At 42.3% G+C, this 23,414-nt stretch carries 21 protein-coding genes; 10 read left to right on the top strand and 11 right to left on the bottom strand.

Going from position 1 to position 23,414, the window contains the following annotated elements; genetic code table 11:
* Positions 1–286 precede the first annotated feature (286 nt).
* A complete protein-coding gene (locus R8P61_26530) occupies positions 287–1,549 on the top strand; it encodes a VWA domain-containing protein (protein MDW3650660.1) in 1,263 nt (420 codons plus the stop codon).
* Positions 1,550–1,862: 313 nt separating this feature from the next.
* Entirely contained in the window at positions 1,863–2,828 is a 966-nt protein-coding gene (locus R8P61_26525) for an IS110 family transposase (protein MDW3650659.1), read from the top strand.
* A gap of 322 nt (positions 2,829–3,150) precedes the next feature.
* Here the strand turns inward: R8P61_26525 and R8P61_26520 are convergent, their stop codons facing one another.
* From R8P61_26520 to R8P61_26490, 7 genes are all read right to left on the bottom strand, one after another.
* A complete protein-coding gene (locus R8P61_26520) occupies positions 3,151–3,999 on the bottom strand; it encodes an alpha/beta fold hydrolase (GenBank protein ID MDW3650658.1) in 849 nt (282 codons plus the stop codon).
* 68 nt (positions 4,000–4,067) lie between these two features.
* Complete coding sequence (locus R8P61_26515) at positions 4,068–4,733, bottom strand: hypothetical protein (protein ID MDW3650657.1); 666 nt, start codon at positions 4,731–4,733, stop codon at positions 4,068–4,070.
* Between the two features lie 28 nt (positions 4,734–4,761).
* Positions 4,762–5,007, bottom strand: a complete 246-nt coding sequence (locus R8P61_26510; GenBank protein ID MDW3650656.1) for a hypothetical protein — start codon at positions 5,005–5,007, stop codon at positions 4,762–4,764.
* Between the two features lie 12 nt (positions 5,008–5,019).
* On the bottom strand, positions 5,020–6,306 hold the full coding sequence (locus R8P61_26505; GenBank protein MDW3650655.1) for a hypothetical protein: 1,287 nt from the start codon (positions 6,304–6,306) through the stop codon (positions 5,020–5,022).
* 1 nt (position 6,307) lies between these two features.
* Positions 6,308–6,928: a DUF4178 domain-containing protein gene (locus R8P61_26500; protein ID MDW3650654.1), complete on the bottom strand. Its 621-nt coding sequence runs from the start codon at positions 6,926–6,928 to the stop codon at positions 6,308–6,310.
* An 88-nt stretch (positions 6,929–7,016) separates the two neighbouring features.
* Positions 7,017–7,514, bottom strand: coding sequence for a 2-C-methyl-D-erythritol 2,4-cyclodiphosphate synthase (gene ispF, locus R8P61_26495; protein MDW3650653.1), 498 nt, complete (start codon positions 7,512–7,514; stop codon positions 7,017–7,019).
* The gene (locus tag R8P61_26490) at positions 7,511–8,461 is read right to left on the bottom strand and encodes a PfkB family carbohydrate kinase (protein MDW3650652.1); all 951 of its coding nucleotides are present in this window, start codon (positions 8,459–8,461) and stop codon (positions 7,511–7,513) included. Before R8P61_26490 ends, ispF begins: the two co-directional genes overlap by 4 nt.
* Before the next feature lie 260 nt (positions 8,462–8,721).
* Here R8P61_26490 and R8P61_26485 point away from each other — a divergent pair, with 260 nt between their 5' ends.
* Positions 8,722–9,147 carry a hypothetical protein gene (locus R8P61_26485; protein MDW3650651.1) on the top strand — a complete coding sequence of 142 codons (426 nt, stop codon included), beginning with the start codon at positions 8,722–8,724 and terminating at the stop codon, positions 9,145–9,147.
* A gap of 52 nt (positions 9,148–9,199) precedes the next feature.
* Here the strand turns inward: R8P61_26485 and R8P61_26480 are convergent, their stop codons facing one another.
* Positions 9,200–10,303: a Gfo/Idh/MocA family oxidoreductase gene (locus tag R8P61_26480; GenBank protein ID MDW3650650.1), complete on the bottom strand. Its 1,104-nt coding sequence runs from the start codon at positions 10,301–10,303 to the stop codon at positions 9,200–9,202.
* Positions 10,304–10,587: 284 nt separating this feature from the next.
* On the opposite strand from R8P61_26480, the gene R8P61_26475 reads away from it, so the two are divergent.
* Genes R8P61_26475 through R8P61_26455 form a run of 5 tightly spaced genes read left to right on the top strand, consistent with a single transcriptional unit; the run spans position 10,588 to position 17,121 of the window.
* Positions 10,588–12,630, top strand: coding sequence for an MMPL family transporter (locus R8P61_26475; GenBank protein ID MDW3650649.1), 2,043 nt, complete (start codon positions 10,588–10,590; stop codon positions 12,628–12,630).
* The gene (locus tag R8P61_26470) at positions 12,614–13,738 is read left to right on the top strand and encodes an acyl-CoA desaturase (protein ID MDW3650648.1); all 1,125 of its coding nucleotides are present in this window, start codon (positions 12,614–12,616) and stop codon (positions 13,736–13,738) included. Before R8P61_26475 ends, R8P61_26470 begins: the two co-directional genes overlap by 17 nt.
* Before the next feature lie 17 nt (positions 13,739–13,755).
* The gene (locus tag R8P61_26465) at positions 13,756–14,598 is read left to right on the top strand and encodes an alpha/beta hydrolase (GenBank protein ID MDW3650647.1); all 843 of its coding nucleotides are present in this window, start codon (positions 13,756–13,758) and stop codon (positions 14,596–14,598) included.
* On the top strand, positions 14,591–16,024 hold the full coding sequence (locus R8P61_26460; protein ID MDW3650646.1) for an acyl carrier protein: 1,434 nt from the start codon (positions 14,591–14,593) through the stop codon (positions 16,022–16,024). Before R8P61_26465 ends, R8P61_26460 begins: the two co-directional genes overlap by 8 nt.
* 5 nt (positions 16,025–16,029) lie before the next feature.
* Positions 16,030–17,121 (top strand): sulfotransferase, encoded by a 1,092-nt coding sequence (locus R8P61_26455; GenBank protein MDW3650645.1) that lies wholly within the window; start codon positions 16,030–16,032, stop codon positions 17,119–17,121.
* Positions 17,122–17,454: 333 nt separating this feature from the next.
* Here the strand turns inward: R8P61_26455 and R8P61_26450 are convergent, their stop codons facing one another.
* Together R8P61_26450 and R8P61_26445 are read right to left on the bottom strand one after the other, a co-directional pair.
* Positions 17,455–19,185, bottom strand: a complete 1,731-nt coding sequence (locus tag R8P61_26450) for an HAD-IIIC family phosphatase (GenBank protein MDW3650644.1) — start codon at positions 19,183–19,185, stop codon at positions 17,455–17,457.
* A gap of 262 nt (positions 19,186–19,447) precedes the next feature.
* A complete protein-coding gene (locus R8P61_26445; protein MDW3650643.1) occupies positions 19,448–20,719 on the bottom strand; it encodes a DUF2341 domain-containing protein in 1,272 nt (423 codons plus the stop codon).
* Between the two features lie 198 nt (positions 20,720–20,917).
* On the opposite strand from R8P61_26445, the gene R8P61_26440 reads away from it, so the two are divergent.
* The gene (locus R8P61_26440; protein MDW3650642.1) at positions 20,918–21,436 is read left to right on the top strand and encodes a hypothetical protein; all 519 of its coding nucleotides are present in this window, start codon (positions 20,918–20,920) and stop codon (positions 21,434–21,436) included.
* Here R8P61_26440 and R8P61_26435 read toward each other — a convergent pair.
* On the bottom strand, positions 21,430–22,545 hold the full coding sequence (locus R8P61_26435; protein MDW3650641.1) for a helix-turn-helix domain-containing protein: 1,116 nt from the start codon (positions 22,543–22,545) through the stop codon (positions 21,430–21,432). The genes R8P61_26440 and R8P61_26435 overlap by 7 nt on opposite strands.
* 125 nt (positions 22,546–22,670) lie before the next feature.
* Between R8P61_26435 and R8P61_26430 the strand changes: the two genes are divergently transcribed.
* Positions 22,671–23,414, top strand: a complete 744-nt coding sequence (locus tag R8P61_26430) for an ABC transporter ATP-binding protein (GenBank protein ID MDW3650640.1) — start codon at positions 22,671–22,673, stop codon at positions 23,412–23,414.

The raw sequence follows: 23,414 nt of genomic DNA, 5'->3' as shown, positions 1-23,414 counted from the left end.
ATTAGACATGTGACTTTTATTCGCATAGGATGGCGATTCTTCTTCTAACATACGTAGGCAAAGCGAAAAAGTAAAACGAGGATTGAGGCGAAGAAGCTAAACATGACTAATCTTCCTGTCTGCCTTTCCACTTTATCCAGTCAAAAGGTCTATTCACCAAGTGAGGCAGTATGCAGAAATAGTATAGATATTTTTTCAAAAAAGATCGGGATAGCTTGAGCATGTCTTTGTGAAATGAAGATCACAAAAAAGCTACGATCCACTTATCCTAATTAAAACCGTAATCATGAAAAGAATCCTAAGCTATCTCGCCTACTTACCATTTGTACTTGCCGTTCTTTGGGCCGCCAAAGTATATGGAGGAAAATTATTTGAGAGCAATGATACCCATCATCTTTATGTCCTAGAGTCTCCTGCTCCGACAGAAGTAATTGCGATTCAACAGCCAGAAAACCCTACACCCGTCGAGCCTGTAAATACTGCTCCTACCCATCGGCTAAGCAATGAACTTTCCCATATACAGGTTGCTTTGTTACTGGACATCAGTGGCAGTATGGATGGATTGATTGATCAGGCCAAGTCTAAGCTCTGGCAGGTCGTCAATGATTTGAGTGATGCCCATAAAGCAGGCTCAAACGCAAATTTGGAAATTGCCCTCTATGCCTATGGAGGAGATCATTTAGGTGCTGAAAAGGGCTACGTCAGGCAATTGGCTCCATTGAGTACAGACCTCGACCTCATTTCTGAAAAGCTCTTCGCCCTTAAAACCAATGGTGGAGAAGAATATTGTGGAAAGGTAATCGAAAGTGCTCAGTTTGAATTGGACTGGAGTGAGAAGAAAGATGATTTGCGTATGATTTTCATTGCCGGGAACGAACCCTTCAATCAGGGCAATGTACAGTATCAACAAGTTTGTAAAGTAGCCAAGCAGAAAGACATCCTCGTCAATACCATTTTCTGTGGAAACTACATGGAGGGCATAAATACCTTCTGGAAGCATGGAGCGGACCTGACGAATGGAGCTTATATGAACATCGATCACAATGTACAGTCTGTCCATATCGCGACTCCTTATGATTCTGAGATCTCTACCCTCAATGCTGAACTCAATGATACCTATTATTCCTATAGCCGCAGTGGAGCAGTGATGAAGGAAAGACAGATTACCCAGGATAATAATGCTGCTGGATATGGAAGTGCGAATATGGCGAAGCGGGCGATTTCGAAAAGTAAAGGGGCGTATAAAAATAGCAGCTGGGATTTGGTGGATGCTGTAAAGGAGAAGAAGGTAAAAGTAGAAGATTTGAAGAAGGAAGAATTGGCTCCTGAATTTCAAAGTCTTGATGGAGACCAGTTAAAGCAAAAGATCGAGGAACTCTCTACGAAAAGAAATGATATTCAGAAGAAGATTGTAGAGTTGGATAAAAAGAGAAAGTCCTATGTGGCTGAGCAAAAGAAAAACAAATCTGAGGATCAGACCCTGGATGCGGCCATGAGCAAAGCCATCCGTGATCAGGCAAAATCCAAGAATTATAAGTTCAAAAATTAAGGATAGCTGAATCTTGATTAGATCAATCATCAATCAACTAAGCGTCGTGTGCACACGACGCTTTTTGTATATACAAAGAATTTGTCATCCTATACTTGCCTAAGAGCTAGGGAAGAAAAGAATTCTTAGTTTGTGGTATTTGAATAAGCAGCAAAAGGAGAGGAGATAAATCCGTTAAGTGTCATTGGTTTAAAAAACCGTCCGGGATGTTGGTTTCCCTCTCCCTCTGATTCAAAACTAGAACAGTACAGTAGGCTAAGAGCCAGAATGTAGGATTGATAAGTTCGAATCAGAGCTGCTCAAATATAGGATTATGGATAATAACGTATATGGAATCGACATTGCCAAAAAAAGCTTTGAAGTAGTCTGTCTTAATGATAGTGGGAAAAGCTGGGTAAAAAGCTATTCCAATACTGCTTCGGGCCATTGTAAATTTATCGAAGTCCTCTCTCAAGGAGATCTCTGTGTCATGGAAGCAAGTGGTCCCTATTATTTATCCCTGGCCTTTAGTTTACATCAGCATGGGATTAAACTAAGTGTAGTTAATCCCCTGGTCATTCGCCGCTACAGTCAGATGCAATTAAGGCGAACCAAGACCGATCAGCAAGACGCGCGCTTAATTGCTCAATATGGACGGGATCACCGAAGCTTTATTAAGCCCTGGCAGCCTCCAGCGGCTATTTTTCTCCGCTTACAGCAGTTTTTGACTAGCATTAACCTATTTCAAAAACAGCTCCAGATGCTTCGTAATCAGTTCGAGGCTATGGATCAAGTTCCCATAGTGGATCCTTTGGTAAGAAGTCAGCAGCTTTATCTGATTGAACAACTACAAGCTTCGATCAAGCGGCTGGAGCAACAGATGCTCAGCCTTAGTAAAGAGCATTGTTCACAAAGCTATCAGTCGCTTATGAGCATCCCAGGTATAGGACCTAAGACCGCTTGTTTGTTGATCTGTATTACCCATGACTTTAGCCGATTTGAGTCTGCCAAACAATTGGTCGCTTATTTGGGATTATGTCCTCGTATTTTCACATCGGGAAGCTCTGTAAAGGGAAAAGAGAGGATCGTAAAAATGGGGCAGGCCTTGGCAAGAAAGTATCTCTATATGGGAGCCTTTTCCACGATGAAAGTAAATCCTCTTTGTCAATCTATGGTAGAAAATATGAAACAAAAGGGTAAACATCATAAAGTCATTAGAGTCGCCGTTGCTCATAAACTCTTAAGGCAGGCTTTTGCTGTAGCTAAAAATAGAACTCAATTTAATCCCAATTTTATTTGACTTTTACTACAGTACATCCCGGCCTTAATGTAAGAGCCAGGATCTCTTGCCCACTCTGTTTTAGCTAGAGATCCCGGATATCTTGTAGATTCAGGGATGACAGAAGTTTTCTGTTTTTTATCTGGATTTGGAAAAGGAATTTGATAGGGCTTAGGCACTTCGCAAGCTCAGTGTGTCCCTTTGGTTCTGCTCAAACAGCCCTGTCATCCCGACCGCAGCGGAGGGACCTAAATTACTAGCCAACAATAATCAATCGGAATTTTGGCGATGGCCAGGAAAAGGGTTTCAGGCCCCTCGACAAGCTCGGGGTGTCAGCTGTGCTTCAATCCAAATCTTCCACCCACTCCCCTACTGTCTTCACAAAGAAGCCTGGCTCTTTCACCCAATTGAAATGGGTGATTTTTTTCATTCCGGCTTCCTGAGCACTGATATGTCGGTGATTCTTGTTTTGCGATTCAGCTCCCAATTTGGCCACAAGCCGACCTACGGCATTTTGAGGAGCAAAGCTATCTCCCTCTAAAGACATGGCTAAGACAGGAGTCGAAAAGGCTTTGAGGGCCTCCTCATAATCGAAGGTGCTTCCCTTTGGCTGGTAAATTCCTTTTGTGCCATTTATTCCCCAATCCCTCATGACAGTTCGTGCCTCTCTCCCTCCAAAGCCCACTTGTTTACCCGGGAAATAACCGATCATTTTTGCTAGCAAAGGAAAAAAGTTGACTGCCATCTTTACTTGTGTGGTTCCTTGTTCTTCCCATCCTTTCCAATACACCATACAAGAGGCAATAAGCACCAGACCGTCAAGCATATCCGGATATCGACTTAAAGCAATACCGCCAATTTGACCACCCAAACTATGGCCCAGCAAAACCATTTTATTATTGGGGAATTCTTCTCTTAGTTTTGAGACTAGCTCCTTGAGGTCATTGACCAGATCTTCATAGCCAAAATTCACCTTTCGGGAGGCTCGAAGGCTGGATTTTCCGGTGCCTCTATAATCGACGGTACAAGCATTGAAGCCCTGACTTGCGAAATCTTGTGCAAGCACTTCATAGTAAGAAGCCCTCACTCCCATGGCTGGAGAAATAATGATTAAAGGAGCTTGTTTCTTTTCCGCGGGGAATAGGCTGATCTCATTTTTGGCTCCGTCCGTGTGGGTAAGAGAAAGGTTCATAGGAAAAGAATTGGTCTTATCCCAAGATAAGAGTCAATCAGCTATTTTCGATTAAACGGGTTTATCATTTAGAATACCAAAATTCCCAGGCCTGCATGGAGATTTATACCGAAAAATCCTCTAAGTCTGCGAATGCCTCTCTCTTTGATATAGGTAAACTCAGGCACAGATCTATCTGGAAACAGGAAAAAAGGAAGGGCACTTTGAACGCCGAAATGATAGGAGAATCGATTGCCGATCATGCGTTGGCTTCCCAATGCAAGAGATATGGCTGCCGCAGCATAATTAGCGAGAAAGCGTCTACCATTTGGAAAGAAACGACGGTCCAGGTCCTGCATTTGAAAGCGAACATAATGCAAAGCCGGTTGGATGTATATGCCCAAAGGAGCAATATTCCCCCGCCTGAAAAAAGTATAAGCCCGTAAGCCGATACCTGCTTTCCACCCCTGGATACGGAAGCGTCCTGTCTGATTGTTATAATCGTATTCCTGATTGGTGAAAAAACGGTCCCCGAGGATTTTGACTGAAAGTCTTCGATTCAGTACATGCTCACTGCCGATACCGGAGCGAACATTCAATTCGAGGCTTTTTTCCTGAAGGATAAATCGACTGGCTGTAGGAAAGAGATAGCCGTCAATTTGGAGAATATGATGCTTACCCGCATAGCCGGGAGTTTGTGCAAAGGAAGAAAGACTAATAAGTACAAGGCAAAAGGAAACTATCCACTTGCTCATGAAAATGATGGTTTACTTTGGGTCGTTATTATTTTCCCGATCCGGGGCCTCCTCCCTGAACGCCTCGGATGAGGTAGTAACTTCTAAAAGTTCTCCGAAGACATTCTCCATCTCGATTGACATAGTAATCGGGACAGTTCTTCTCAATCTCGCTCATGGTATTAGAGTCTTGCATGCCGAGTTTCATGCCCCAGCCCTGAGCAGACGCACGGTAGGTATAGACCAGTAAGCCTAGAAAAATTACAGCAAAAATAAGCCTCCAAATGGTTCGCATATTGAGATCTGATCAGAATCCTCCTCTGGATTTACCAAATGCATAGATGGTAAATATCAGGAAGGCGATAAATAAAAGTACAAAATAACGTGTCAATATGATACCCTTGTTCATTTTTACTTCTAGCGTATTAGAAAAAACCGACTCGCGATTTTTATACAATTGAAGATAATAGGTACCTGGTTCCTTGAGTTTAAAGATTTTGTCCGTATTGGTTCGGGACTCCGTCCATGATCCATCAGAATCTGTGCCGGAATAGTAATAAAAGGTTTCCTGTATTTGGTTTATGGCTTGCCTATCCTTATCGAGGATGTAGGCAAAGATGAAAAATTCAGATTGAGGGGTGATCTGCGAAGCATTTAATTCCAGCTTGAAAATCCCGGCTTCTGATATTTCAATGGGTTGACTTTCAAATCCCGTATCCTCCGCAAGCTGTTGAGTATCCAGACTTTGGTAGAAAATCTGATCTCCATCTTCTCCGATAGAGACAAACATAAAGAAGAGTGCGAGAAAACTCACGATACTTCCCATGATCGCCACAAACCGCCATTGTCCCTCTCTTTTGTAAAGATCTTCAATGGCCTGGTTTTGTTGGAAAGATTCCAGCAATTTCCTACGAGAGATAGGGGTTTCTTTAAAAAATTCTATCTCCTTGATTTGCTCTTTATGTTCAGGATGCATGCGCCATTCGGACTCAAAATTGATCCCACGGTGCTTAAACATCGCAAAACGCTTCTGTTCGTTTTTTGCGATCCGGTAATTACTTTCCCCTTCAAAGTATATCAACTCAGAATCTCCATATTCTCTGACGATGCTGTTGGGCTGATCGTCAAAAAATTTCATGCGGAGATTATTGGGTAGTAAAGTTGGATGCTGGGGAATGATCTCCTCAGAGATATAGTATCCTTCTTTATCTTCAATCAGATAAAAGTAGGTCTTTCTTTCATCTATCAGCAACCACTCATCGTAAATCCAAACCTCTCGACTATATCCAGACTCTCCTTCTTCTGACCAGTATTCATTGTATTTGCTTCTCCACCTGCTCCGAGCTATTACCTGATAATTTCTTCCATAGAAATTGGCGATTTGCCCCAATTCGATGAAAGACATAGGTTTATGCTTGGTCGGCTTATCCAGCTTTTGGAGGATCTGATGCGTTTCAGATGCTGCATCTAACACAGAGCCACAATATTGACAGGAAATATATTGCGCACGAGAATTGTGAACGTGCAAGCCGTTTCCGCAATTCTGACAGTCAAACTGCTTGACTGAAGCGAGTTCACTCTGTGTTTTGATCATATTAGTTGCGTAATTTTAATTCATCCAGATCCACAGGCTGTCCTACATAAACAATATTGTCTGAAGGCAAAAATTCGGCACTTACCACTTTACCTTCCATAACTCCATCGATGAAATCTGCCTGACTCCCAGGAACGACCCGGAAAGGCAGTTCGCCTTCACCTCCTTGTAGAGAAGCTTTGCTTTTGGAGGTGACAAATACAGAATGGATCTTCTCATTGAACTTGACATTACTGCCAACGCGGACCGCATCATAATCCATTCTATAGCTTAGTTCCTCTTCGTAGTAAAACATAACAAAGGAACCGTCATCTTCCTGTACCCAAAGTTCTGATCCGTCATCAAAGCAATTGAGGTACCATTCATCCCAAAAGCCATCTTCATAGCTAAATCTCAGGCGGCCGAGAACCATAAATTCTTTGTCCTGCCACTTTCCCATCTTTCCGATTTCAAAGGAAGAGCCGTAGTCAATCAGGGGAGCTTTCTCTCCAACTGCATCCAGGCTATCTGCTTCGACGAAGCTGGTTTGTCCGCAATAGGTGCACCCCAACATCCTTGACCCGGGCTTTTTTTGCTCGATAGGTGCTCCGCAGGAAGGACAGGTGTACGATTTTGAAAACATTCAGGACTCTTTTCATGAATCTTTCCTAAGGACGACAAGCCCAGGGGAAAGGTTGTTAAAAATAGGACATGGGAAGCAGAAAAACCACTTATATCGTATTATGCTTCATCAAAAGTGCCACAGCATGGGCAACCATGCTTTCTTCTCGGCCTGTGGCATCTGTCTTTTCGTGGGTAGTTGCTTTGATGGAGATTCGGTCTGTATCTACTCCGAGTATATCCGCAATGACCATTTGCATTGCAGGGATGTGGGGATTGATCTTGGGTTTTTCGGCTATAATGGTACAGTCAATATTCCCCAACTCATATCCTTTTTCTCTTATCAATTTGTTCGCATCTTCCAGGAAGATACGACTATCTGCATTTTTATAACGAGGATCTGTATCGGGAAAGTGAAAACCGATGTCTCTAAGGTTAAGGGCACCGAGCATGGCATCACAAATAGCATGAAGCAAGACATCTGCATCTGAGTGTCCTAAAAGTCCCAGGTGGTGTGGTATTTCCACTCCACCCAGGATAAGTTTTCTATCGGGAACGAGTTGGTGTGTATCGTAGCCGAAACCTATGCGAAAGGGTAAGGCACTCATGCGCTTTGATCCAGAATATCGCTGATCTCGGTAGGAAGGCTGAAATGAGCCAGATTTACAAATTTCTGAACACGCGCATCGATGGCTTCCTGAGAGAGATTAAGCAGTCTTTCCGGCCCAAACTTTTCAACACAGAAACTGGCCATGGCACTTCCATAAATTACAGCCTGCTTCATATTGTCAAAGGAGGCACTATCTGATTTCACCAAATGACCGATAAATCCACCTGCAAAGGTATCTCCGGCTCCTGTGGGGTCGAATACCTCTTCCAGCGGTAAGCCAGGTGCAGAAAAAACGGAAGTTCCATGGAACAATAAGGCTCCATGTTCTCCTTTTTTGATCACCAGGTATTTGGGACCCATATTCATTATAACCTGTGAAGCTTTCAAGAGAGAGTATTCTCCTGAGAGTTGACGAGCTTCTTCATCATTGATGACTAGCACGTCAATCAATTTCAGGGTTTCTTTCAAACTATCCAGGGCAATATCCATCCAGAAATTCATGGTATCCATGACAATTAGTTCTGGTCGGTTAGGGAGTCTTTCAATTACCTGTCTCTGTACATCTGGAGAAAGATTGCCTAGCATCAGGAATTTGCAATCATGGTAGGATTCAGGAACGGCAGGATCAAAACTACCCAGTACATTGAGTTCTGTAACCAGGGTATCCCGTGAATTCATATCATTGTGATATTTACCGGACCAGAAGAATGATTTTTCATCTTGCTTGATCTGAACGCCATCGAGATTGATCCCATGATCGCGCATCATTTGCATGTCTTCTTCCAGAAAATCATAGCCTACAACGGAGATGGCATTGACGGGTTTAGAAAAATAAGAGGCAGAGAGGGCAATGTACATACCGGCTCCCCCCAGGATCTTATCGACTTTACCAAAAGGGGTTTCTATTGCGTCAAAAGCCATAGAACCGACTACTACTAGACTCATATATTGCTTGTTAAATTTCCCCGCAAGTTAGAAGATTCTTCCTAATAATTCTTCATTCTCGATCAGTTATTGAAAATGCATGTTTGATTAGCTAAACTTTAGGCTAAATATGCTCTTTTAAGGACCCTTAAGTCAAAGTAAATCAGCTAGATAGCTCTGCTTTTTTGGGCTAAATACTTGATTTGACAGAATATTTTCATTTTATTAAATATACTCGCCTATAAATTGATCTATTTTAACACTCACTAAATAACTCACTAATGAATCTCAAGAACATCTTCACGGTACATGCAGTAATCCTGTTGATATATGGGGTTATGGACCTTTTCCTGACAAAAAATGCCCTTTCCATGTTTGCAGAAGGGGTTCAGGCAAGTCCTCAATTGGTGCTTACTGTCAGAATGATGGGAGCTACCTTCTTATCCCTTGCTGTACTCACCTGGTTTATGCGAGATGCTCATGTTTCTCACGGTAGAAGGGCGGGATTATTTTCGCTTGCTGTAGGAAATATCATTGCATCCATTTTGCAGATTATGGCAATCACCGATGGAGCCATCAATGACATGAACTGGATCGGTGTAGTGATCTCAATGGCATTTGGAGTCGCTTATGCATATTATGGAAATAAAGAGCATAAAATGATCATTGAAAGAGAAGCCAAAGAAAGGGCCAAAGCAAAAGCTTAAGTTAATTTCTATTATACATATGCCAAAGCCTCCCAACTGGGAGGCTTTGCTTCTATAAGACAATTCTTTTTCCAGTTTTGGCCGATTGATAAATAGCTTCTACGATTCGGATATCTCTCATCCCCTCTTCTCCCGGAACCATCACCTCTGTATTTTCTTTAATTGCCCGCGCATCTTCATCCATTTGTTTGGCTTGTTGATTTGGGATGCGCTGATTGAGTTCTTTCCCATCACTACTTCTTCCTCGGATTCCACTATAAGCCTGAAAAGGACTTAATTCATACCATCCTTTCTCACAATCTACCCGAAGTTCATTCATATTCATTCCAAAACTTGTCTTTCCATTTGCGATGATTCCACTGGGAAATTCAAGGGTAAAAAGAGTGGTTTCATCCACTTCCGTATATACCTTCGGACGAGTGCTTTCGTGTGATGCTTTGACAACTGCTATAGGTTCTTCTCCGCTTGCATAACGGATCGCATTTAATGAATAAACCCCCATGTCGTACATTGCGCCTCCTCCGAGTGCTTTGTTTTGCTTCCAATGTGTAGTACGGCCATCATAATAACCGGCTTCAGCTCGAATGCTTTTTATATTTCCATAGGTTTTCTCTTTCCCAAATCGAATAATAGTCTGTGTATTGGGTTCATGTTGCATCCGGTAGCCTATGCTGAGTTTGACTTTATTCTTTTTGCAGGCGTCAATGATCTGCTGACATTCTTTGGCAGTACGGGCCATGGGTTTTTCACACCAGACATGTTTACCGGTATCGGCGGCTTTGACTGCGTATTTTGCGTGTAAACCTGTAGGGAGGACAATATAAATCACATCTATATCTGGATTATCAGCTATGCGATCCATATTCTCGTAATTGTAAACATTCTTGTCTTCGATTCCATAGCGTTTTTGCCATTGGGGCACCTTTTCAGGGCTTCCCGTGACGATGCCTTTCAATTCGCAATCTTGGGTAAGTTGTAGAGCTGGTGCTAGTAAATCGCGACTGTAATATCCCAGACCTACGAGTGCTACTCCCAGCTTTTCTTTTCTTTTGGGTATGATGATATGAGAGAAAGCTGCCGAAGCCGTCAATATCCCGGCTGTTCCGATGCCCAGTTTTTTGAGGAAGGACCTTCTTTTTTCGTGAGAATTGCTCATTGCGTGGAAATTTGGATGATGATTTTCAACATACAAAAAAGCAAATAAAGGATCGGATAAATTCGAGGAATCGATCGCTTTTATCGTTTAGTGGCTAGTTGCATTCTCCGAAGATGAATTTTTACGTAATTATCCTAAAATGTGAAGCCTGGACGTATGAATTTGGGTTTTCTGCAAAAAATCAACTTTTCAGAGCAAAAATCCTTTTCGCCCTTTAACTTTCTACTCCTAGTTTTACCCTCATAGACATTTTCCAGATTTCCGGATTAAGCCCAAGCAGTCAAATGAAGTACCTTCTTGCATATAGAAAAGTGATCCTGTTTTTGATGGTTCTGGCGAGTGCACTACTAGCTCCCGGATTGGCAGAGCTTCGCATTTCCCACAATATGGATGATTACTTTTCAGCAAGTGGAGATGAGCTAAGCATTTATCTGAAGTATCGGGAAATCTTTGGCCATGATGATCAATTTCTTCTCGTTTCCTTTCGATCAGATTCCAGCATTTATGACAAGAACTTTCTTGACAAATTGAAAGAAGTCAAAGAGGGACTACGTATGCTGGAGGAAGTAGAAGAAGTATTTTGGATTGATGACTGGACTCCGGCAGGTCTTCGCGTCAGGAAGAGATTTGTCGAAAAGATAGAAGGCCGTAACCTATTTGTAAGTGAAGACCATCGATTGGCTTCTTTCCTTATTCTGCATAAGGAGTTTATCGAGAAAGAAGCGATGGATGACTTTTTAGGGGAAATCAAGGAGCAATTGAAGTCCTTTCCACCAGAACAGATTCGTCTGGCAGGTAAGGTTTATTTGACCCGTTCCCTGGAAGAATTTATGAAGGAGAATTCTGGTTTCCTTTTTCTCCTATGCTTTCTCCTCATTCTTCTCATCTTGTATGCGATCCTGGGTTCGATAAGAATTCTGTTACTCAGTTTGTCCGTTCCCTTTTTTTCCATCCTGTTTACAATGGGATTGATGGGAAGATTAGGCTTTCATATAAACCTGTTCACCACCCTGATTCCAACCCTAATTCTGATTATATCGGTTTCGGATATCATTCATATTGTGAAAGGAGCCGGACCCTGGGATAGTCTGGGAAGGGTGAAATACCATTTTCCTGCCTTGTTACTAACAAGTATTACCACAGCGATTGGTTTTGGAAGTTTGATTACTACGGAGATTTCCTCCATTATGGAATTTGGAGGATTTGTGGCAGTGGGAGTCATGTACACCTTTTGCTTTAGCCTACTTTTATTTTCCGGCATTTCCCCTGAGAAGTATAAAAGCAGGAAGGCTGTTGATAGACTTCTGGAGAAGATGCATAGCTGGATTCAAGAGAATTACCAAAACAAGTGGATACTTTGGGGCATAATTTCCTGCTTTATTCTGATTACGATAAGCGGAATAAGCAAGCTGAGGAAGAATTCCTATATGATACAGGGGGTTTCTATAGACTCCTCAATCCGCCAGGAAGCTTTACACTTTGACCAGAATTTTGCAGGTATACGCCCTCTCTCTATTCTGATTGAGAACACAGGCTCAGAAGAATTGCCCGCTCCGATGGTATTGCAAAAGCTCGATAGCCTTATCAAAAGTTATATGGGCACAAGATTTTTGGTAGGTCCTAAAAGGGGGGAAGATGCTTACCTTAAACTCATGTCTGAAGATGGAAAATATTTTCGCTTTTATGGCCTGATGAGGGATATAGGGAGTAAAGAAGCGGTAGAACGCTATGATAAATTGAAGCAGATACTTAGTAGCAATCCTTTGTTTGATAAACTTCATATCCGACAAACGGGCCAGGCTCGAATGATGGATAAAAACACCGATGATATCACCCGATCGATTGCCCTGGGGTTGTGCACGGCTTTATCCATAACCTTCATTTTACTGGCGATATATTTTAAAGCTCTGCCTGAAGCTGCTATCTCTATTCTGGTGAATACCATCCCGCTATTGATCCTTGCTTCGGTTTATGGATTAATGGGAATTGAGTTGAGGGCCGGAACCAGTATCGTATTTACCATTGCCTTTGGGATAGCTATCGATGATACTATGCATATCCTCGCTAGCTATCAGAAACATAAATCTTCGTCTTCTTCTTTTGATCCTGTTATCAGAGATGCGGCAAAACCGATTCTGATGACTAGCCTGGTCTTTGGCTTGAGTTTCTCTGTGCTCATTTTCTCCGGTTTGGAAGCGGTGAGTGTATTGGGCCTCTCTATGGTGATCGGCTGTTTTTTTGCCTTCCTTTCTGACATATTCATCCTTCCGGCCTTGTTAGCTATGATCCGGAAAAAGTCTTTGAATTTACATGAAAAAGAATCCTAATATCAATTATACCCGAAGTGCAAACCAGGATTTTACGCAGACCTTGAAGTCGCGTATCCATGCATATTTCAAGGAGAACAATCTCTCCCGAAAAGGAGATACTCCCTTGATGCGGAAATCAATTCCGATTCTTCTCATTTGGCTTCTCCCCTATTTCCTGATTCTTACTGTAGAAATGAGTGAGGGGATGATGCTAGTTCTTTGTGGAGTGATAGGATTTGGGTTTTTCCTTGCAGGAAGCTCCATCATGCATGAAGGCTGCCACGGCACGTTTTCTTCTAAACCCTGGATGAATAAATGGGCTGCAAATAGTATGTATCTGCTAGGGGGAGATAAACTTATCTGGCTTGTAGGCCACAATGAACTGCATCATGCCTATACCAATATTCCAGAGCATGATATAGACCTGGAATCAGGCGCCGGTTTGTTACGATTTTCTGAGGAGATGGAGTGGAAGCCCAAGCATCGTTTTCAGCAGTATTATGCATTTTTACTATATAGCCTACTTACCCTTACCTGGATGTTCCTGACTGATTTTATGAAACTGTATAAGTTCAGTAAACTCAATCTGATTAGAAAAAATGCAGATAAACCGGAAAAAAACTGGATCAAGATGGCTTTGATCAAAATAGGGGTTTGGTTTTTCTGGCTGGGAATTCCTATTCTGCTTCTTGATTTGCCGCTTTGGAAAATCCTTTTTGGCTTTGCCTTTCTGCATTTGGTTGCGGGAATTGCGCTAACTTTGGTATTTCAGTTGGCGCATTTGACTGAGGTATCAGAAATGCCGCTACCTGATGAAGATGGGAATATCGAAAACAACTGGTTCGTTCATCAACTGTATACAACCGCGAATTGGGCTCCGGGATCTACCATTGCCCATTGGTTGACGGGCGGTTTGAACCATCAGATTGAACATCACCTATTTCCAGGAATCAGCCATGTACATTATCCCCAACTTGCTCCCATCGTAAAGCAAACCGCCGAGGAATTTGGGATTCCCTATTTTGAATATGAGAGTTTTGGCAAAGCTATTTCCGCCCATTACGAGCATCTTAGAAAAATGGGAAAAAGGCCAGAACATGAGCCCAAAACAATAAAGTTTGCCTAGCATAAGAAAGAATAAATATGTTGATACATACCAATCGAACATATGAATATGAGGGAATGGAAATGGCTTATCATGAGTCAGGCGAGGGGCAAGCAATGATCATGCTTCACAATGGTGGTTGCAGCCATATAATCTGGAAAAACCAGATCGAAAAATTTTCGAAGAATCATCAGGTAATCGCCTTTGACCTGATAGGTTTTGGAGATTCTTCCAGACCTCGAATCCCATTTACCCTTGATTTATATGTGGATGCTTTGGCTCGATTTATTGATGATCAGGGGCTCGAAAATCCTATTCTCATGGGCAATTGCATAGGAGCCGCTATTTGTCTGGAATATAGTTTACAACAACCGGAGAAAGTAGAAGCCCAGATTCTCTGCAACATTTGCGGAGGAGCTTCGATGATGCAATACTTTCATCCCTATATGTTTACTCCCAATGGGAATACCTTTGATGAGCAGTTGTATGCTTTGATGTTTCTCGTTTCCAAATTTGCTTTCGTCCGAAAAAAGGTGGTCAGCAGACTCTATGGAAGAAAACCGGAAAGCAGAAATGAGATTTTTCAGCGAATATTGGCAGGTATTACACATCCTATGCAGGCCCAGTCTCGCATCATGTTGATCAAAGGCCTCTATAGCTTTAATAAATTTGACCACTTTGAAGATAAGGAAGCAGAACTTCCCCGGACAATGGTTTGTTGGGGAGAGAAAAATCAGGTCTTGCCATTGAAAAGAGGCAAACGTCTGATTGACAAACTAGGGCCAGAGCTCAGTTATTTTTATCCGGCAGCAGGCCATCTTCTGATGGCTGAGGAACCCCAGCGTTTTAACCAGGAAGTAAGCGAATTTATCTATGCCTAATAAGCCTTTAGGTCGGAAAAAGACCTTCAATGAATATATCTATTCCCTTGGCCAGGAGGTTGCTCCTTCTTTTTGTTTACAGTTTTTGGTTAAAGGAAAAGGAAAGATTGAAGCTAAGGAATTGGAGCAGGCAATTTCCAGGCTGGCAAACATACTCCCTCAGTTGAGGATACAATCGAGGGGCAAGTACTGGTCTTTTGAGGGAGAACTGCCCGAGCTAATTGTACATAATGAACTGGCACCAGAAGATTTGAATCATGAGATTTATAGGAAGACACTTCCGAATCTAAAGGGGAGCTTGATGGAGTTTCAGCTTTTTGACGAAAGAGAACTTCTATTTCGAATTCATCATAGTGTAGTCGATGCTAAAGGGGCTCAAATTATCCTTCAAGCTCTTTTTGCCCTGCTCAGAAAAGAAGCGCTTGAGATATATACTGGATTTGATTCAGATGAAGCCTTAAGAGAGCAATTAGATGCAGATGGAGAAATAGCCCGAGCTTCCTACTTATTCCAATGGCCAGGCTTCTTCCTTTCCGATAATCCGATTGACTATCAAACGCAATTGATAGATATTCCCCTAAAGATTGAAGCACCTCTGGCGAAAGTAGCAGTCTGGTATGCGCAAAAGTTTGGAGATGGTAGTCGCATCATGATTCCGGTTGATTTACGGAGGCATGAAGAAGCGAAACAAGCTGCATCCAACCTGAGTTTGCCCATATATTTGCAGGTTGAACCTCAACAGAGTTGGCAGGAGGTTCAGGCGATGCTTTTGCAAGCCTTGCATGAGAAGCAAGAATTGAGAATAGATCGATGGGAAAAGCTGGCAAGCGCAAGCCCTGGATTCCTGCTGAAAAGCTTGATGAAAATGGGAATTCGCAAGGCACGGAAACTAAAATCCTTTCCCATGAGCGCGATCCTTTCAGATAATGGAAGTATAGACTTGTCCGACTATCAGACCGCCAATTTCCAGGCTTCCCATCTTATTTCTCTTCCGGTATTCATTCCCCTGGCTCCATTTTGTACCAATGTCATTTTGCAAAAGGAGAGAAGTCTGATCTGCTGTAGTTTTCCTGCACATCTGGATGGAGAAAAAATTAAGGAAGAAATACGGGAACATTTGACATTTGATTTGAAAGAGGAAAAAAGAGAAGAGACTTATGGAGAATTAAATGGCGGAGATTTCGAAGAACTGAAAAAACTCTGGATTGATATTTTAGCATGCCCGCCTGAGATCATTCATGCAGATGAAAAGTTTCATAATCTGGGGGGAGATTCTCTCAAATTACTTTCTATGCTCTCTGAATTGGCTGATGATTTTCAATTGGAACCTCAAAGCTCTTTTGTAAGTCAGGCACTCAATACGGGGGGTGATTTGAATATTCGTGAACTGATCCAAATAATGGAGCCCTTTCGCTCATCAAAATAAGACACATGAAAATTTCTTTTTTATATGGAGCGGATTTCAGCACCTTCTTTCGCCTATTCAGAAAGCAAGGTTTCAGGCTTAGACTGGCTTCTATTCTTGACATTTATCTGCATTTTTTCATGGCCTGTTTAAATACCCTGATAGGATTGCCTGAAAGATTTCGAAGCTATAAAGGAGAGATAAAAAAGCCCATTTACATATTGGGACATTGGAGGAGTGGAACTACACACTTACACAATCTTCTGAATATAGACGGCAGCTTTCTTTCACCCAATACTTTTCAGGCAGCTTTTCCTCACAACTTTATGGCGGAAAAATGGCTGGCTCCGATACTTGATCAAATGGGGCCGGGCGTACGTCTGATGGATCAAATGAAAATGGTGATGGCGAGTGTGCAGGAGGAAGAAATTGCCCTGGCTTCTTTAGGGGCTCCTTCTTCTTATCTGGCGATTCATTTTCCCAGGGATGCAGAGCAATACAGGAGCTATGTGTCTTTTCAGAAAGCATCTGAAAGAGATAAGCAGAAGTGGAAGAAAAATTATAGTTGGTTCCTGCAGAAATTTCAAAAACTGAGAGGAGATCATCGGTCCTTGGTGCTAAAATCTCCGGCCCATACGGCTCGGATTCCCATGCTTCTGGAACTCTATCCGGATGCTCGTTTTATTCATATTCATCGAAACCCTTACGAAACCATACGATCCAGCATGCATTTATATGACTCCTGGTTTCAAATGGTCAATTTTCAGTCTTTAGAAGAACTAAAACGTAGCAGGGATCAATTGGTCCTGGACATGTATGAGGAAGTGCATCGTGCCTGGGTGCGAGATAAGGAGTTGATTCCTGAAGGAAATTTGATGGTACTGGGATTTGATGAACTGAAGAGTGCTCCCTTAGAAAATTTGAAGAAGATATATTCCTTTTTGGGTGAAGAAATGAATGAATCAGCGATCTCTAAGTACCTGGATTCCATTACTTCATATCGGCAGAATAGCTATGATCCTTTAAGTCCTGAAATCAAAAGAGAGATCAATGAGCGTATGGGATTTGTCTTTGAGGAATTTGGCTATGAACGGGAGGAGGTTTTGGTCAATACTTAAAGAAGGTCTTTTTCATTCTCGCGGTGATTCTATCTTCCTCGGAATTTTGTTTTTGGTTCGTACAGATAATACATGATCTCTCAGCCCGCAGTCCATCGCGCAGCCAAGCTTCGAGATGAGCGGTCCGTTTTTGTCATTCCGAGGCTTGGGAGAGGACTGGGCTGTGTGCCGAGGAATCTTGTTTTTGGTTCGTACAGATAATACATGATCTCTCAGCCGCAGTCCATCGCGCAGCCAAGCTTCGAGATGAGCGGTCCGTTTTTGTCATTCCGAGGCTTGGGAGAGGACTGGGCTGTGTGCCGAGGAATCTTGTTTTCATTTCATTCAAATAAGTTAAATGTTGATGAAATGAGTTTTTGCCTCGTAGTTTTCTACCTCCAATTCCCATTGATTATTTCCCAGGGATTCAAAACCCAATTCCTTATAATGATGTTCAACGATTTTGTTTTTGGCCGTGGGCAAGTATTCCCCGACAATCTTTTTTATTCCTATTTCTCTGGCTTTTTCCAGCAGATGATTGAGTACAAATTTTTCTAACCCTCGCTTAAGAACCCGACAACTCATCAGCCAGTTCTCAATGAATAAGCGGTCCGAATTTTCTTTTTTAAGCAGGACAATAGAAATCAATCCATATGTCCCATAGGTATCTTCCAGGCTAACTTGAAAGTCTAGGTATAAAGAATTTTCCTGGAGGGACTTGATCTCACTTTCTGTGTATCGAATGGTGCGCAGATTGAATTGATTGGAGCGTTGACTCAGTTGTGAAATGCGGGCTATATGTTGATCCTGAAAAGGCAGGATTTTTCCTTTCATATTCAGGGAGATTAAGTAGTCCTCCATATTGCTAAAGGAGGACTGCATCGAACGCCTTTGGGCCTCTTCCTGATATTGGCGAGTGCGATCCTTATCCAGGCTGGAAAGAGAGAGGGTTTCAAAAAGCCTGAGTTTTCGGAGAAAGGGGAGATATTCTGCAGGATCTTGAGGTAGATCCGGAACGCTTACCTCTGGCAATTCTTTTTGTACCAATGCTCTCTCTGCCGGATTATCATCGAGAAAAACCATAGAGTCAAAGCCGATATTCAGGACTTGCTGGATGTGTCGGATGTTGTCTGCTTTATTGGACCAATTGGCTACAAATACTGCAATGTCGTCCAATCTCAGAATCATTTCCTCATGTTTTTCAAATACTTCTTTGGCGATCTCCTCTGTATTCTTGCTACAGATGGCTAGAATAATGCCCCGTTCTTTTAAGGCTTTCGCCCAGCCTTGTAATTCGGTAAAAGCCTTTCCTATACCTAAACTTCCGATCTGAATACCCTCCAAGCCATCATCCCCTATTACGCCTCCCCAAAGCGTATTGTCCAAATCGAGGATGAGGCATTTTTTAATCTCTCCTTTGAATACCGTGAGCAGAGAAGCAAAGTCCCAGGCGATTTCTGCTTCGAAATCCATACTAAAGGGAATGTCTGCATTTATATGAAGGCCTGAATCCAAAACCCTATCCAGGCCTTTGGTATGAATCATTGAATTCAAGTCGAAGAGGTGAAGCTCTTGGATGGATTCTGCCAGGTCCATGAAGGAGACATTTATTCTTCTAAGCTGATTGAGAAATGAGATTGAAGTTTTATTGGAAAAGTGGCCGTAAATGCTGTCGGGAATTTCGAAGAAGTTATTGAAGATTAATTGTGCAGAACTATGCGCCCTTACCTGCTCAGCCAGGCCTTGATATTTCTGGGAAATTGCCTTTCCAAAGTCCTTTTTTACTGCACTTTTATAAAAAAGCTTTTGTAAAAAGTAGGTGGAATTGATAATCCAAATGAAGTCAGGCTTGAAGGTATAGAGTCGGGAAGCAGGATTCATCACTTCCATTTCCACCTGTATATAATCAGCCTCATAAATCTCAATATCAAGGCCCTGAATAGCTCCGGCTTGTATGAGGAATTTGGAGAGGAATTGGGTGGAACGATAGCCAAGGATGGCTATGCGCATGTTGTGCTTGATTTGATCGGCTTGAATCTCTCGGGATTTTTGTCTGAGAGCCTTTGCTGTGATGGATTTTTCCATGATTTAATATAGCAATTGCTGTAATCAGACGAGGATATTTCTGTATACGAAAATCCAGCCTTGAAAGGCTGAATTTTCTCTTAATATTTCTTATCAATTTTTTGCCAGCCACAAAGTAAGGAATGAGGCCTCACGACATCGAGAAGCCAAGACCTTTAGCCTTCATATCCTTGTCATTCCGACCTTAAGGCAAAATCCGGAATCACTTGCAAAAATGAGTTTGCGAGAGATTCCGGAATGACAATTTTATCAGTTGTGTTTATTATCGAATCAAAAGCGGACTAGCAATACGCTGAGACTTCTGATTCACGATGATCAACCAGTACATTCCATCGGGGAGTGTATTGAGTTGTAACTGAACTTCTTCGCCGGAATAAAGCTGTTGTCTATGATGATAGATATCCTGCCCCTGGGAATTGATCAAACGGAATTGATATGATCCACTCTCCAGTCCACGCAGATTTACTAGGTGTTTTGCTGGATTTGGATAAATATCAATCAATTGGGTGGAACCCGGAAATGCAATAGAATTTGCAATGGCTTCCTGTTCTTCTCCTAGCGTTACATTTACCTCATCAGGGAGAATCTGCCTTACCCGAATATAATCCAGATATACAGAGAAATTGATGAAGGAAGAAAGGATGAAATGAAAACCAGACATAGGAGACTGAGTTACCTCAAAGGTGTCGGCATTCATGCTCATGTCATCCAGATTATTGAATCGCGTCGTAGTGAAGATATTATTCATAACACCTGCGCGGATATTTCCATCTCTGAATTCTCCTCTTGGAAAACGAATGATGGGATAACTTTGGCTAATGGAAAAGCCATTGTTGGTGGTATCTTTGTTGAAAGCGACCTGATTGAGGGTATCAAAGCCAAAACCGGATTGACGATAAATCAATCTATCCAGCAAAGTATCTGCGCTGCTAAATCCAAATCCATTGGAATTGCTCACTTTCGCCCGGAAGTCAAATTCAACTTCTTCACTGAATACTGCTTTCGTACGGACAAATTTGAAACGTGGGCCAGGATTCATTCCATCGCTGGCATATTCATAGATGCCATTATTCACCTCAGATTTAGCAAAGCCTCCAATGGTCTCCCATTTTTCTGTATCTACAGAGCCAGCAGAAAAGTCATCGAAGAATATAAAAGTGGCATCTCCATCCATTTCAGAGGAGGCAGTAGAATTTCCATAGTATAGCTGTAGGCGGACGGTATCATTGGCGGGAAGGGAAGCAAGTTTTACCCAGACTTTTTCTGAGCTGTCTGCTTCATTTATACCGAGATAATAAGGAAGGGAATTGCAATTTTCATCAGTAACTCTCAGGTCTTCTCCATTGAGTTGGATCTTGCCGTCCATGAGTAAGGTTTTCGCATCGATGTCTATAGGGATCTGGATATCAGTGAGGCTTGTATTGCCAGGATTATTTACCGATACACTTCTATAATAATCCCATCCAACTAAGCAATCCTGTGCAGATACCAATTGGCAGGCAAGGACCAATAAGCTAAGTAATAACACTCTCATAAGCTGTCAATTTGTAATGGTAGTATGTGTGAGAAAGTTCTCAATCTTCAGTTACACAGCTTATCCGAAACGTAACATCAGGGATTGAGAGCGAAGCTTGTTTATATGAATCCTCTCCCCTATTTCGTATTTTATGGAAAGGAGCTGTGCAAGCAGCGCTTACTCGCCTCGCTTTTTCAACCGTAAAATCAAGGACCTATGAAAAAGTTATTATTCCTCGCTTTACTATTTTCTATTCCTCTTTTATGTACACATGCAGGGGAAAGTCGAAGCAGTGATTCTCTCGATCCTCAGGAAGATAAAGGGAGTCTCAAATTTAATCTGGATGGGGCAGCCTGGAAAAACGATGGAGAGCATCCTGATAGTGGGTTAAATGCGGATGCAATTACCGACAATCGGACCATGGTTCGTATAGAGGCTTTTGCAGCTGATAGCTCTTACTTTGCCCTGACAATTTATAATTCGGCAGGTATAGGACCCGGAAGCTATTCCATAGAAGCCGCCGGAATGAGTGCGATTTATGGAGAGAAATACCGGGAGGGTCTCAAATACCTCACGAGTGGGATGAAATCAAATCCGGGTACAATCAGCATTGAAAGCCTGACGGATGAGAAAGTGAAAGGCAGCTTTGAATTTAAACTGAGAAGTTCGGTGGATCCGGAAGATATCAAAATTGTAAGTGGAGGGGAATTTGAGGTAGCATTTACGCGTTACTGATCATTTAATTGCTCCTTGAATACGCTAGGTGTACATCCGGTAAATTTCTTAAAAGCCCGATTGAAAGAAGCTTTGCTTTTAAAGCCGGCTTCCATTCCCAGTCCCAATAAGGTCATCTGATCTGCTTGTGGACTGAGCATAAGTTTTTTTACCTCTTCTACCCGATATTGATTGATAAAGTCAAAGAAGTTTTGCTGGCGTAAAGAATTGATGATCTGAGAAAGATGGTTAGGAGAAAGGCTCATTTCCTCCGACAACTTAAATAAGCTCAAGTCCTGATCCAGATAGGGCCTCTTATCTTCCATGAAAGTCAGGAGTTTTTGAAGATGTAAGTGAGCATCTCCTTCCTGTAGTCCGCTATTCCTGTACTTGGTTTCAGGAACTTCTATTTCCTGCTCTTGCAAAAGCGGTTTATACATATATGCAGGGCTAAACACCTGACTTTGACGGAAACCATACCAGCCCAGTATGAATACACAAAGACTGACGGCTATATTGGAGTAAAGGCCACCATGCAAAGGGATATCAATCTGAAAGAAAAAGAAAAGCGAAAGACTCAAAACTGCAATGCTCCATACAAGGAGGATGGTCCAGCATAAAAAATACATCCAGTCCAATTGAATCTTATCGGTCGCCGAGAAAAAGGCTTTTAACTGATTCCGGTATGTGCGGAGTTTCGAAAAAATCAATAAGATATAGAAAAGTACACTGAGCATTTTCAAGACCAGAAAACTTGTTCTCAAAGCATCAGGAACATCCAGACCTGATAGCGAGAATACTTCTAATACAAATAGTGCCAGAACAAAAGGGAAAGCATGTCCCCAATAAGTAGGAGTAAATTGAAAATTTACCTCCGTAAAACTCAATACATAACACCAAAGCAAAGGCCCATAGAGGAAAACCGAGGCATCACTTATTTCCAATAGCCACTGATAGCCGGAAAGCTCTAGGGCTACTACCAACATCGTCCCATAATTACTGGCCAGCATCCCAAAGAATATGAGGAGAAGATGGTCTCCCAGGCTCTTGCCTTTTTTACTCAACAACAAGAAGGCAAAAAAGACAGCAAACAATAAGCTGGCAATATGTAGATAGGCAATGGCCGGCATAGAAATTTATCTGGAAGCAAATTAGTAAAAGCGGATCAGGAATGCGTTTCAATTCGCAGGGAAAGGGTTCAACTTACAGGGAGCAGCGCTTTCGCAAGTATTGAGGCCTTATTTGCTCAAAAAATATGATGCAAGAGACCCTAATACAAAGTAAAGCTCTGAGCAAGTCTTATGATGGCAAAAGCCTGATTTTAGAGAATCTCGATTTGCGAATGGAGAAAGGCAGCTTCACAGTTCTTATGGGGCGTTCGGGAGCGGGTAAGTCTACTTTATTAAATATCCTGGCAGGCTTGGAAAGTTTTCAATCGGGAGAGTTATTGTATGGGTACAGATCGATGCAATCAGCTAGCGAAAAAGCCTGGGCCCTATTCCGACGAACAAAAATTGGGATCATTTTTCAGGATCATAACCTCATCCCCTATTTGAGCTTGATGGAAAATTGCTTGTTGGCAGGAAGACTGGGAAGCGATAAAATAGATGGGGTAAAAAACAGGGCTCAGTCTCTCTTTAAAGAATTGGGAATTGATCATCTGGCAGGACGACTGCCTTCTTCTGTTTCAGGTGGAGAGCGTCAAAGAGCTGCTATTGCCCGAGCACTCATCAATCAGCCTGCTATCCTTTTTGCTGACGAACCCACAGGTAGCCTCAACGAAGCTGCTGCGAAAGATGTGATGGAAGTCTTTCGGCGACTTCATGAAAGGGGCCAAAGCATTTTACTCGCTACCCATGATCTGAAAGCCGCTTGTTTTGGTACGGAAGTATGGTTTCTCCGAGATGGGAATACGCTCAGCCACTGGTCGGCAATTGGGATAGAGTTCGCAGAGAAAGAAAGGCGCTTATATGATTGGCTTCAACAACAAGGCTGGTAA

The sequence above is a fragment of the Bacteroidia bacterium genome, from assembly GCA_033391075.1.
GTDB lineage: Bacteria > Bacteroidota > Bacteroidia > J057 > J057 > JAWPMV01.
Note: the sequence above shows the minus strand (reverse complement) of the source record. Positions and strands in the feature narration are given on the sequence as shown.